The following is a 10,179-nucleotide window of genomic DNA, read 5'->3' on the forward strand; positions in this document are numbered from 1 at the left end:
AACAACTGTTATGTACATGATTTATTTACTGAGAGATTATAGCTCGGTATTACTTAAATAAATCGGACAGAAAGAAGTGAGAAGAAGATGCGATATAAATATCTCGACTTCGAAACGATTAAGGCAGCGAGCGATATAATCTCAGCAATAGTTGACTCAAGTTTACAAGAACGGGAAGGTGTGGTTCCCGTGAAAAGTGATAAATTCTCTTTTTTTAAAAAAAGCCCTGATTATATTTCACTCTCATTTAAGAATACAGAAGTTTATTTGAAAATAAAAATGAACATACAAAAGGGAATGAATATAATCGAGGAAACAACCAAGATTCAAAAAGAAATCAAGGATGAAATCATTCACTTAACAGGACTTAAAGTAAGAAGAGTTGATCTATTTATAGACAAAATAATACATCACTCATCCCTTGAGGATTTTCGGTAATTATTGTATAAAAAGACGCATGGTGTCCATGCGTCTTTTGCTGTGAAAACAGCTCTGAAGCTATACAGCTTCCATTTTTAAATTTATACCGCGAATTGATCGATTTCAGCTTTAATATCTGAAAGAATTTTTTCACACTGCTTTACAAGTGAATTCGGGAAGGTTTCTCCTTCTCCATATTCAATTCCATGCGGGTAATAATGTTTACCAAGAAGTGGAGTCATTAGCTGAATTAATGCTTTATGTGCTCCTACATCCCCCTCAACTGCATATCCGAATACACGAAGGTAAAAAACTCCTTCTTTTAATTCGAACTTTCGGTCATATGTAACTCTTTCATAATCCCATTGGCCCTCACGGACAAGGCCGTGTGATAGCATCACTTCATCTAAGCGGGTTAAGTCTGCTTTTTTATTTTCCAGACCTGTGTTTTCAAATTTCATAATTGTCCCTCCTGAAAACAATCCATGGTTCAGCTGAACGGATCCATGCATAATTTAAACAAGTTTATCTCAAATTTAATAATAGTAGAAAAAAGCGTAACATGCAACGGATACATGCAAGAAAACATGGTTCTGTCATATATCATCAGTGTAAATGCGAGAAATCAGGAAAATTATTTATTTTATTTCTATTATCAACATGCAAAATAAATTTACAGCATAACAAGGAGAAAGGAGAAACGAAATGAAGAAAAGAACGATTTCTCTAGCTTTATTCATATTCTTATTGGCTTCCGGGCCCGCTGCTGCTATTACAGAGTATAAGGTGGAAAAAGGGGATACGCTATGGAAAATAGGAGTTAAATTCAACAAAGATTTAAATGATATTATTAACAGCAATCCTCATATTAAAAACCCTGATTTTATATATCCGAGACAAATTGTACTCATACCTGGCCAAACGGGGAGGAGTGGCACACCAAAAATTGCTGCCGATGAGCGCACCATATGGGAGCTTGCCAATGATGAACGCAAACAGAAAGGGTTAAAGCCATTAGTTATGGATTCGATGCTTACTGGCGTGGCTAAACAAAAATCTCAGGATATGATGAAATTTGAATATGTGTCGCATAATTCTCCTACATATGGAAATCCTACAAAAATGTTAAGGAATCAGCAAATTTCTTTCCTGACAGTGAAGGAGAACATTGGGGCCGGCTACAGGTCAGCTGATGAAATGTTTTCAGCCTGGATGAATTCTTCGATTCACCGCGCAAACATCCTGGATAAAAAGGCTACACACATTGGAGTTGGATATGTAAAAGGCGGTTTGCATGGGCACTATTGGACTATATTTATTGTTGAGAAAAATGAAGGAGGATAAAAACATGGAAAAAATTCGTGATATTATGACTGACGATGTTGAAAGCTGCTCGCTCTTGGATAATGTATATGAAGTTGCGGTTAAGATGAAGGAGTTAAATGTAGGTGCCATTCCAATTGTTGATAATAATAAGCTTGTCGGAATGATAACAGACCGCGATATCGTCCTTCGCTGTGTGGCTGAAAAGCATCCTGCTTCTTCGAAAGTCGAAGACATAATGAGCAGCCATCTTGTAACAGTTAATAAAGATACAGAATCGAGAGAAGCTGCCCGTTTGATGGCAGAGCACCAAATCCGCCGCTTGCCTGTGGTGGAAGGTGACAAGCTTGTGGGGATCGTATCACTTGGCGACTTTGCTGTTCGTCATTTAACAGATGAACAGGCAGGAGAAGCTCTTTCCGATATCTCAAAACATGAAAATGAAGCACAGCACTAAAAGGACACCAATTGGTGTTCTTTTTTTGTCTTACCCAGGTTAAATGTTTAAATGTCAGAAATCGTCTTATAAAATGGCTCTGTTAAAGCTTATTGTTGTTTTAGCACCCTGTTGATTGGAGCGGAAGGCACTAATCCCGCGAAAATGCCTTCGCATTTCCTTCGTGCAACGTTTACTCAAGAAAGCTTATTCAAAGTCCTGCGGGAGTGCGGATCAAAGGGAGATCCCGCAGGAGCAAAGCAACGAGGAGCGTCGGACCGCCCGTGGAAAGGGAGTGCCTCGTGCTGAATTAAACAGGCCTATTTAACAGAGTCCTTAAAAAAAGCTTTGTTAAAGTTCATTGTTGATTTTGGCGCCAAGTTGATGGGAGTAAAAAGCACGGGACTCCTAAGGGGAAACGCGAGTCAAAAGGGGACCCTGCAGGCGTTTACGCCAAGGAGGCTGCATTCGGACTGCACACAGAAAGCGAATGACTGGAGTGTAAATCACCAGGCAATTTAACAAATCCAAAAACAATAGAAAAACGATACACCTAATGGTATGATTAGTACAAAAGCCTGAGATATATTTGTCAATTGATATCGCAGCGGACATTACATAAGACATTGTAAATGTTATACTCTTTAAATACATAAATAGAATAACTAATAGAAGGGAGGGCGCGTTCTCTGCGGACACTTTTACGAATAGTAGTATTGATCTCCATATTTCTTGCCGCTGGTTTTTATATGGATATTGCCGGTGAGGAACAGGGAGAAATATTGGTAAACCAGGAAAATTCGCAGCCTGAGGCGTTAAAGGATTTCGGGCAGGATATGAATCCTGACATGTCTTCAAATGCAGGTATTCCTCAAAACGGTCTGGCCAGGCTGATGGGGAAATCTATTCAGGAGGTTAAAGAAAGTTTAGGTGAGCCTTCCAGGGTGGATCCTTCTTTTTTTGGTTATGAATGGTGGATTTATAATAAAAGCGATACAAAGTATGCCCAGGTTGGCATTAGCGGCAACAAAGTGGTCACAATTTTTGCTACTGGGGAAGATTTGGACATCAGCCCTTTTAAAATCGGACAGCCAGTCGGTGAAATTTACTCATCCGTTTTTGTTGAGACAAATATCAATCTTGAATTTAAGGAAAGCTCCTACCGTTTTGAACTGTCTGAAGAAGATCTTAATACCAGGCCGCTGGTCATGGTTGGAGACCATTATGCCCAGCTGAATATCGATAAATTTACAGGAACACTCTCAAGTGTAAGGTTAATGGATGCTGAAACTTTAATAAAGATGCGGCCGTATGAAATGGTTTACCGCGGAGAATTATTAGAAGCTCCCCTGCCTTCACCTGCCTATGAAGAAGAAGTGGAGAGAGGGAAGGAACAGCAAATTCTGGATCTTACAAATGTACTAAGAGTGCGGCATAATCTAAGTTCGCTGGAATGGGATAAAATGACTGCCGATGTTGCGTTTGCACACAGTAAGGATATGTATAAAAGCAAAGATTTTTCCCATATTTCCAAAACTTACGGGGAGCTGGCCGACCGGCTTGAGGCCGGAGGTGTGCTATACAAAATTGCCGGAGAAAATATTGCTGCAAACTATATGGATGCACCGGCTGTTGTTGAGGGTTGGCTTAATAGCAAGGGCCATCGAGAAAGCCTGTTAAATGAAGAGTTCACACACCTTGGCGTTGGAGTTTATAAGAAGCATTATACCCAAAACTTCATCAGGAAGTTGGATGAAGATTAATTAAATTTAAAAAGAGCCTATTTAATCAGGCTCTTTTATTTAGGCTGTTTTCGCAAACTTTGTTGCTTTTTAAACAAGTAATGAGGAGTGGAAATCAACGGGCAGAATTCATTAACAAAAAACAACAATCTATGAGAAAAGAGCCTTTATTTATTTGCATTGGACTCTCCTTTAACAAGTATTCGGCTGACATGGAAATATTCTTCCCTCCAATTTCCGTATAAATGTACGGTGTCTCCAACATTTACAGAAGGCAATGCGGCATCTTTCATTAATGGAGTTCTCTTTTTAACCTTCAACAGCTTATTGCCTGATGATTGAATGGTCAAGTCAAGAACATGTACGTAGCGGTGATAATAATATCTTTGCTTGAATGCGCTTATATGGACAATCTTCCCGGAGATAATGGCTTCTTCAGAAACATTGTTGAGATCTGACCACTTTTCATAGCTTTCACGCAATTCTTTTTTTGTCAGCCAATAAAAGTAAAGGAAAATAATTGGTATTACGATAGCGGTAACCATGCTTCCACCTGCTTTTTATTTGTTGACGCCTTTCTTTTCAATAATAAAAAAGCTGCCTGTTGCCTGGGCAATCTTTCTTCCATCTGCCCTAAAGACATCAGCAGATAGCACCATGCTCTTTGTTCCTTTGTGGTCAATATTCGCCCTGCATGTCACATAATCACCTTTTCCGACTGAAAGGTAGTGTACGTTTAACTGCGTGGTTACTGCTCCGAATCCTTCAGGGAGCAGTGAAGATGCAAGAGTGCCCATTGCAGAATCGATAACTGTTGCAGTAATCCCTCCATGAAGGATTCCAAGCGGATTATCCACTAGCGGGGTAAGGGGTATGGTTAAAACGCATTCATCTTCAGTTATAGAACGCTCCATTTGCAGCAGTCCCCCTATGTATGAACTGTTTTGTCCAGTTTGTTTTTTTTGAAAACCCTGCAATATTGATCTTAAAACCACTAAATCTTCATCGGTAGCCTGCTTTGTACATGTATCGAATAATTCCTTTAGTTCTTTATCCATAGAAATTCACCCTTTATTTGCTTTCTGCATTCATATAGTAACACTAATGGCAGAATTTTTGAATTTATTATTATTGAGGGCTTTGGTACAGAAGCCATTCACCTTTTCCTTTCATGGTCATATGGTATTATAGGCATTTGTAACAGAATGAGGTGAAATAGGCATGACTAATAAAAAGCTTCATCCCTCTGTTGAAAAGTTTAAAGAGTTTGTGAAACAGAATCCTCATATTATCAGGGAAGTCCGATCGGGTAATGCAACATGGCAGGATTTATATGAGGATTGGTACCTTCTGGGGGAAGATGACTCGAGATGGTATCCATTTAATGAAAACAAGGATGAAAAAACAAATTCTGAAGAGAAGAAAAGCGACTGGATGGGCAATATCATGGGGACGCTTAAACATATGGATGCCAATCAAATGCAGGGATACATCAATAATCTAAGCCAGGCGCTGTCAGCTGTCCAGGGAGTCATATCCCAGTTTCAAGGGGGACAGCAATCTGGCGGTGGCTCCAAGTCAGCAAACCCGAAACCAAATAATCCGTTCACATTTAGAAAAGATTAATAACAGAGGGGACCGAAAGAATGAGAAAAGATATTATCAACTATCTTGACCAGAAAAAGGAATTAAAGCAATTCATACGGGAGCAGCCCCATTGGTATAGAACCTTAACAAGAAATCCCCACGAGATCCAATCCCTTGAAGTGGCTGCTCTGCACTATTATAAAAAGACCATTCCCCATAAGGTAGAGAAATTAACCAATGGGGTTCAAATGGCCTCGATGATGATGAGTATGTTCCAGGCAATGAACTCACAATCCAATTAAAAGCTCTCTCGCCAGCGAGAGAGCTTTTAATTATGTTATGGAGTAAAAAAGACTGGCAGTGCAAACACTATTTATTATAAATCGTGATAGAAGTCAACTTTAGGAGTGAAAATAATGAAAGGGATAAGATGCTTGTCTTTAATACTTTTCCTGTTTCTTCTTGCAGCCTGCCAAAAAGATATTCCAGAGCCTGAAACCAAATTGGAAGTTGAGCCTGTAAATACATTAGAGCTTGCCACAGATATGCCGGTTTCAGGAGTGGAAAGCAGCAATGCGAAGAATCCATTCTATGTCCGTCATCAAGTGAGGGGGAAGGATGTACTTGTAGAATGTATCCTGCAAGGAGTTTCGTTTAGTGGGCAGACCGCTAAAGATAAAGGCAAAATACTATTATATGTGGACGGAATTAAGAAAGAGGAAATTTCTTCAGCGGCTTTTATTGTGAAGGGGCTTTCTTCAGGTAACCACAGAATCAGGCTGGAGCTTGTAAAAGAAAAACAGCCTTCCTTAAAATTGAAAAGAGAATTTTATGTATCCATCCCGTAGTTTCCTTGCTTTAGCTTTGTTCCGTTTCATGATAAAATAGGAAACGGAGGTGGGCTATTTGCTTGCTACATTAGAAAGAATAGCTATTTTGGACAAAGCTGACGAGTTAGCTGCAATGATCGTTGAATCCGAGGAAGCGGAACATTACCGCAAAAGTTTATATAAATTAAAGAACAGCCGAGGGACACAAATAAAAATCCAGGAGTTTGTTAAAATGAAGGAACTTTATGAAGAGGTTCAGCGTTTTGGCAAATATCATCCAGAATATAAAAAAGTGATGATGTCTATCCGGGAGCTTAAGCGTGAAGTGGATATGGACACCCATGTGGCAGAGTTCAGGAGGGCTGAAACGGGCCTGCAAAATTTGCTTGATGAGGTAAGCGTATTGATTGGCCGCTCCGTTTCAGAGCATATCAAGGTCCCCACTGGAAATCCATTCTTTGAATCCAGCTGCGGAGGCGGCTGCGGCAGCGGTGGCAGCTGCGGATGTTCAGCATAAAAAACCAGCCAATGCTGGTTTTTTTTGTTATCCAAAAGTCTGTGTAAAGCTCCCTGCTGATTTTGTGCGGCAGGTGCGTGATCCTCGAAAATGGTTTCGCATTTTATTTGTGCGGTGTTTATTCCAGGCTGCGTATTCAATGGCTTCGAGAGTGTGGATCAAAGGGAGACCCCACAGGCGAAAGGCACCGAGGAGCGTCGGACCGCCCGCGGTTCGCTGAGCACCTGGAGCGGAAATTAACAGGCAAGCTTAACATAGCCATCCAAAAAAGAACTTGATTGCCCATAACCATTGAAAACTGCTGTTTTTCTATGCTAGACTAAGTAAAACAATTGATTCGCTGAAGGGGTAAAAATATATGCTGGGTCAAAGGCAAGGAATAATAGTCTGGCTTTATTCGTTAAAGCAGGCAAAAATGTTAAGAAGATTCGGAAATGTCCATTATGTGTCCAAAAGGCTGAAATATGTTGTATTATACTGTGATCTTGCTGATACAGAAGGTTTAATGGAAAAAATCAACTCCTACTCCTTTGTAAAAAAAGTAGAGCCATCCTATAAACCATTCCTTAAAACGGAATTTGAAAACTCAAAGCCTGACAAGGCAAAGGAATATGACTATAAGATGGGTATCTAAAAGGCATGAGCAAAGCTCATGCCTTTTTGTTAGAAAGTAAAAAGTAATGTTTTTCCGCTAAAATTTCTGCTCCGGCCGTCTGGATACGTCCGGAGTTTTTTATTGGAGAGGCGCAATATAATGATTAAGCCTTAAGATTCCAATTAGATACTGGTAATACAATTCCTTTTCATTAAAAAGAGTGGAAGGCTTTACGCTAAGCTGAATGATCTCCCTTTCGAGATACCTTGCAGTTTCCGAAAATAAATCAAATCTTTTATTCGGTGTTATATTTGGATTTGGAATTCCTTCTCTGCAAAAATATAGCGGCTGGAAATCTCCGGGATTAGTGGGTTTCAGTATAACTGCCAAAGAAGTAACTTCTTTATCAATAATGGTGGTATGGAAAGCTGCCATATGGGCCAGGCGGTGCTGATTGGACTTTGCTATCTCGATTAATTCATATATATCCGAATATCCTTCTCCAATTTCTATAAAACGCTGTATCAAAAATAGTACCTCCTTTAAAGACTCAGGGCTTCTACTTCTACTGCCCTGTAACCTGATTTGAAATATTGAAATAAAATGCTTTATGTCCAACCATACTTTATCATTTCCCGCATAAAAATAGAAGTAGCACCTAAAAAGCAGAGGGGAGAGAGACTGCATGCTTTACCTTTTTCTTTCAATGACATTGCTCCTATGTGCCAGTTACTTTATCAAGGCTGATATATCTCCATTAGAAAAGAAACATATTTATGAAATGAACGGTTTTGTTGTTGTCTCCATAATAGCTGCGCTTAGTGCAAAAGGTTTATTGATGGTACACAACAAAGAGCTGTTTACGATGACGTTAGGCGAACTAGAGGGTTTTCTTGCAGCTGAGGGATTACCGAGGGAAGACTGGGCAAAGACTTGCATGAGTATTGGAGAAAACTGCAGCCTATTGGATGATGGCCTGGATCTGGATTTTGCGTGAAGCAGCTAAAAGTTTTACCGTGGAGGGAGATTTTTTAGTTGCGAGCAGTGTGGAGGCCCCGGCGTTAAAGTTATGCATCCGCGCATAAACCAGCAACCAAGCACACATAACGGGAAACTCATGGATCATTATGATTCACCGGACAATATAAGAAAAATTCCTCCATTAATTACAAAATTTATGTGACGGATGTCCTTCCCTTTGGTATTGTTATGGTAAAAGAAACTAGAGAGGGTATACCAATGTGGAGGGCATCTTTATTTATTTTTTTAATATTGTCAGGAACAATTTCGGGCATGCTTGTCTGGCAGTGGAAAGTTTATTCTGGGCAAATTGGACAGGCTAAGGAGCATACAGTGGGAGCCAATCAGCAAATTACTGTGGAATCTCTGGAAGATGAGCTGAAAATTACACAGACGGTCATAGGTATCCTGCCCGAAAAAGAATATAGGCTGGTAATCCCTGATTCACTTTTTAAGTGGAAGTGCAAAAATGGCAATGAAGAAGCATGTGATTCTGCGGACGAAAATCCATATACTTTTTTCTCAAATGACAATCAGATGATTTTTGAATATGTCCTGCCAATGAATAAGGGGCAAAAAGCATTTATGTTAAATGACTGGACAGTCTCCGTCCCCGACCTTATTGTAGCCAGTTCCCATATTACGATTTCTGATTCCTTCAGAAGAAACGGCTCTTGGGCAGCCGGGTTCCCTTTAAAAGCACAAAAAGAAATGAAACATATTGATTATTATATTTTTGAAGGAAGAGGGAATACACCTTCACTATACTGGCAGCAGAAGCCTCTTAAAAAAACAAGCAAAAATCCGGTTGATATTTATTCGGAAAACCAGCATGCCTTTAATCAAAAGTTTGAAAAACTAAGTACCCTAGGTGAAATTCCATATATGTCTGTAGTGCTTACTGATCTCTATCAGGAGTCGAATGGAAAAGGAATCCTTATAGCAGGCACTAATACTAAAGTGGAAAAGCTTGAAAAAATGCTCATCATACAGGCCTATGAAAAAAAATTTGGCTTTCTTCCGCCAAAAGAAGGTTGGCTAATTGATGCACTTGCATCTCATACAATAGAGCAGAATGCTGATACAGAAAAAGGGAACTGGATAATTCGAGAATTAAAGAAAGAAATGGCCGAAGATGAACTGCAGGAATTTTTTTACAAATTGCCAATGGAAGACTCACTCAATACTGAAAAACTGGACAAGAACCTGAGCGATCTGAAGGGACATTCTACCCGTTTTTTCACTCTGAATAAAGAATTGAATGCGCCGTTAGTACCTCTTTATTTTAATGATGGTAAAAAAGTGTTTATATCAGGCAGGGAGCAAAAAGACCTTAAATTAATCCATAAAAAAGGACATAGGCTCCTGCCATTTAAAGCATCGATGGAGGCCTTGGGTTTTGATGTAAGGATTCTATCCGGTGAGGAAACGCTGCTGCTGACAAAAGGAAATAACAGCTATCGTTTTTATTTAAACAGAAATGTATTCATTTATAATGAAGAAGATTATGGACTGCTGGAAAACCCATTAGTCGATCTAAATGGGACAGCGTTTATCGAAGTACAATGGCTTCAATCCCTTTTTGATGTTTCAGTTGAAGAATGGGATCATATGATCAAATTAACAAATAGCCCCAAATAAGTCCAAAAAGCTGATAAAAATAGGCTGTTTTCGCAAAGTTTTTTGCTTACAAACTAGTTTTAATTACT

Annotated in this window: 15 protein-coding genes; 11 read left to right on the forward strand and 4 right to left on the reverse strand. The window is 39.5% G+C overall.

Annotated features, from left to right (window positions below; genetic code table 11):
• The first annotated feature begins 87 nt into the window (after window positions 1–87).
• Window positions 88–438: an Asp23/Gls24 family envelope stress response protein gene (locus J7I93_RS06880; RefSeq protein ID WP_214724607.1), complete on the forward strand. Its 351-nt coding sequence runs from the start codon at window positions 88–90 to the stop codon at window positions 436–438.
• An 83-nt stretch (window positions 439–521) separates the two neighbouring features.
• Here J7I93_RS06880 and J7I93_RS06885 read toward each other — a convergent pair whose 3' ends face one another.
• Window positions 522–881 carry a YugN family protein gene (locus tag J7I93_RS06885; RefSeq protein WP_214724609.1) on the reverse strand — a complete coding sequence of 120 codons (360 nt, stop codon included), beginning with the start codon at window positions 879–881 and terminating at the stop codon, window positions 522–524.
• A gap of 244 nt (window positions 882–1,125) precedes the next feature.
• Here J7I93_RS06885 and J7I93_RS06890 point away from each other — a divergent pair, with 244 nt between their 5' ends.
• The 3 genes from J7I93_RS06890 to J7I93_RS06900 all read left to right on the forward strand — a co-directional run bounded on the left by J7I93_RS06890 (window position 1,126) and on the right by J7I93_RS06900 (window position 3,942).
• Window positions 1,126–1,764 carry a CAP domain-containing protein gene (locus J7I93_RS06890; protein ID WP_214724611.1) on the forward strand — a complete coding sequence of 213 codons (639 nt, stop codon included), beginning with the start codon at window positions 1,126–1,128 and terminating at the stop codon, window positions 1,762–1,764.
• A gap of 4 nt (window positions 1,765–1,768) precedes the next feature.
• On the forward strand, window positions 1,769–2,200 hold the full coding sequence (locus tag J7I93_RS06895; RefSeq protein WP_214724613.1) for a CBS domain-containing protein: 432 nt from the start codon (window positions 1,769–1,771) through the stop codon (window positions 2,198–2,200).
• 728 nt (window positions 2,201–2,928) lie between these two features.
• Window positions 2,929–3,942 carry a CAP domain-containing protein gene (locus J7I93_RS06900; protein WP_214724615.1) on the forward strand — a complete coding sequence of 338 codons (1,014 nt, stop codon included), beginning with the start codon at window positions 2,929–2,931 and terminating at the stop codon, window positions 3,940–3,942.
• A 146-nt stretch (window positions 3,943–4,088) separates the two neighbouring features.
• On the opposite strand, the gene J7I93_RS06905 is transcribed toward J7I93_RS06900, so the two are convergent.
• Together J7I93_RS06905 and J7I93_RS06910 are read right to left on the reverse strand one after the other, a co-directional pair.
• The gene (locus tag J7I93_RS06905) at window positions 4,089–4,466 is read right to left on the reverse strand and encodes a hypothetical protein (protein WP_214724617.1); all 378 of its coding nucleotides are present in this window, start codon (window positions 4,464–4,466) and stop codon (window positions 4,089–4,091) included.
• 15 nt (window positions 4,467–4,481) lie between these two features.
• Window positions 4,482–4,979, reverse strand: coding sequence for a PaaI family thioesterase (locus J7I93_RS06910; protein ID WP_214724619.1), 498 nt, complete (start codon window positions 4,977–4,979; stop codon window positions 4,482–4,484).
• Between the two features lie 163 nt (window positions 4,980–5,142).
• Between J7I93_RS06910 and J7I93_RS06915 the strand changes: the two genes are divergently transcribed.
• The 5 genes from J7I93_RS06915 to J7I93_RS06935 all read left to right on the forward strand — a co-directional run bounded on the left by J7I93_RS06915 (window position 5,143) and on the right by J7I93_RS06935 (window position 7,489).
• A complete protein-coding gene (locus J7I93_RS06915) occupies window positions 5,143–5,547 on the forward strand; it encodes a YlbD family protein (RefSeq protein WP_214724621.1) in 405 nt (134 codons plus the stop codon).
• Window positions 5,548–5,567: 20 nt separating this feature from the next.
• The gene (locus J7I93_RS06920) at window positions 5,568–5,810 is read left to right on the forward strand and encodes a YlbE-like family protein (protein WP_214724623.1); all 243 of its coding nucleotides are present in this window, start codon (window positions 5,568–5,570) and stop codon (window positions 5,808–5,810) included.
• 114 nt (window positions 5,811–5,924) lie between these two features.
• Entirely contained in the window at window positions 5,925–6,356 is a 432-nt protein-coding gene (locus J7I93_RS06925) for a hypothetical protein (RefSeq protein ID WP_214724625.1), read from the forward strand.
• 58 nt (window positions 6,357–6,414) lie between these two features.
• Window positions 6,415–6,855, forward strand: coding sequence for a YlbF/YmcA family competence regulator (locus tag J7I93_RS06930; protein WP_214724627.1), 441 nt, complete (start codon window positions 6,415–6,417; stop codon window positions 6,853–6,855).
• A 358-nt stretch (window positions 6,856–7,213) separates the two neighbouring features.
• Window positions 7,214–7,489: a YlbG family protein gene (locus J7I93_RS06935; RefSeq protein WP_110065804.1), complete on the forward strand. Its 276-nt coding sequence runs from the start codon at window positions 7,214–7,216 to the stop codon at window positions 7,487–7,489.
• 99 nt (window positions 7,490–7,588) lie between these two features.
• On the opposite strand, the gene J7I93_RS06940 is transcribed toward J7I93_RS06935, so the two are convergent.
• Complete coding sequence (locus tag J7I93_RS06940) at window positions 7,589–7,978, reverse strand: DUF7147 family protein (protein WP_214724629.1); 390 nt, start codon at window positions 7,976–7,978, stop codon at window positions 7,589–7,591.
• Between the two features lie 157 nt (window positions 7,979–8,135).
• Between J7I93_RS06940 and J7I93_RS06945 the strand changes: the two genes are divergently transcribed.
• Together J7I93_RS06945 and J7I93_RS06950 are read left to right on the forward strand one after the other, a co-directional pair.
• Window positions 8,136–8,447 carry a hypothetical protein gene (locus tag J7I93_RS06945; protein ID WP_214724631.1) on the forward strand — a complete coding sequence of 104 codons (312 nt, stop codon included), beginning with the start codon at window positions 8,136–8,138 and terminating at the stop codon, window positions 8,445–8,447.
• Between the two features lie 242 nt (window positions 8,448–8,689).
• Window positions 8,690–10,111: a stalk domain-containing protein gene (locus J7I93_RS06950; protein WP_214724633.1), complete on the forward strand. Its 1,422-nt coding sequence runs from the start codon at window positions 8,690–8,692 to the stop codon at window positions 10,109–10,111.
• Window positions 10,112–10,179: the final 68 nt, after the last annotated feature.

The organism is Bacillus sp. ISL-47, from assembly GCF_018613175.1.
GTDB lineage: Bacteria > Bacillota > Bacilli > Bacillales > Cytobacillaceae > Cytobacillus.

Excerpts from the sequence above, each read along its gene's own strand:
- J7I93_RS06880 (WP_214724607.1), top strand. The coding sequence starts at position 88 with ATGCGATATAAATATCTCGACTTCGAAACGATTAAGGCAGCGAGCGAT.
- J7I93_RS06885 (WP_214724609.1), bottom strand. The coding sequence starts at position 881 with ATGAAATTTGAAAACACAGGTCTGGAAAATAAAAAAGCAGACTTAACC.
- J7I93_RS06890 (WP_214724611.1), top strand. The coding sequence starts at position 1,126 with ATGAAGAAAAGAACGATTTCTCTAGCTTTATTCATATTCTTATTGGCT.
- J7I93_RS06895 (WP_214724613.1), top strand. The coding sequence starts at position 1,769 with ATGGAAAAAATTCGTGATATTATGACTGACGATGTTGAAAGCTGCTCG.
- J7I93_RS06900 (WP_214724615.1), top strand. The coding sequence starts at position 2,929 with ATGGATATTGCCGGTGAGGAACAGGGAGAAATATTGGTAAACCAGGAA.
- J7I93_RS06905 (WP_214724617.1), bottom strand. The coding sequence starts at position 4,466 with ATGGTTACCGCTATCGTAATACCAATTATTTTCCTTTACTTTTATTGG.
- J7I93_RS06910 (WP_214724619.1), bottom strand. The coding sequence starts at position 4,979 with ATGGATAAAGAACTAAAGGAATTATTCGATACATGTACAAAGCAGGCT.
- J7I93_RS06915 (WP_214724621.1), top strand. The coding sequence starts at position 5,143 with ATGACTAATAAAAAGCTTCATCCCTCTGTTGAAAAGTTTAAAGAGTTT.
- J7I93_RS06920 (WP_214724623.1), top strand. The coding sequence starts at position 5,568 with ATGAGAAAAGATATTATCAACTATCTTGACCAGAAAAAGGAATTAAAG.
- J7I93_RS06925 (WP_214724625.1), top strand. The coding sequence starts at position 5,925 with ATGAAAGGGATAAGATGCTTGTCTTTAATACTTTTCCTGTTTCTTCTT.
- J7I93_RS06935 (WP_110065804.1), top strand. The coding sequence starts at position 7,214 with ATGCTGGGTCAAAGGCAAGGAATAATAGTCTGGCTTTATTCGTTAAAG.
- J7I93_RS06945 (WP_214724631.1), top strand. The coding sequence starts at position 8,136 with ATGCTTTACCTTTTTCTTTCAATGACATTGCTCCTATGTGCCAGTTAC.
- J7I93_RS06950 (WP_214724633.1), top strand. The coding sequence starts at position 8,690 with ATGTGGAGGGCATCTTTATTTATTTTTTTAATATTGTCAGGAACAATT.